The sequence below is a fragment of the Gordonia aichiensis genome, assembly GCF_039946255.1.
GTDB lineage: Bacteria > Actinomycetota > Actinomycetes > Mycobacteriales > Mycobacteriaceae > Gordonia > Gordonia aichiensis_A.
The window spans coordinates 1-255 of the sequence record NZ_JBCDWL010000068.1; the positions used below are offsets into that span (position 1 = coordinate 1).

The 255-nt window shown below is 57.6% G+C and carries 1 rRNA gene; it reads right to left on the minus strand.

Annotation, left to right across the window (positions count from 1 at the left end):
* Positions 1-255: ribosomal RNA gene (locus AAFO60_RS21050) — 16S ribosomal RNA — on the minus strand; the annotation flags it as partial.

Below are 255 nucleotides of genomic sequence, written 5' to 3' on the forward strand. Positions count from 1 at the left end.
CATCGAATTAATCCACATGCTCCGCCGCTTGTGCGGGCCCCCGTCAATTCCTTTGAGTTTTAGCCTTGCGGCCGTACTCCCCAGGCGGGGTACTTAATGCGTTAGCTACGGCACGGATCCCGTGAAAGGGAACCCACACCTAGTACCCACCGTTTACGGCGTGGACTACCAGGGTATCTAATCCTGTTCGCTCCCCACGCTTTCGCTCCTCAGCGTCAGTTACTACCTAGAGACCCGCCTTCGCCACCGGTGTTC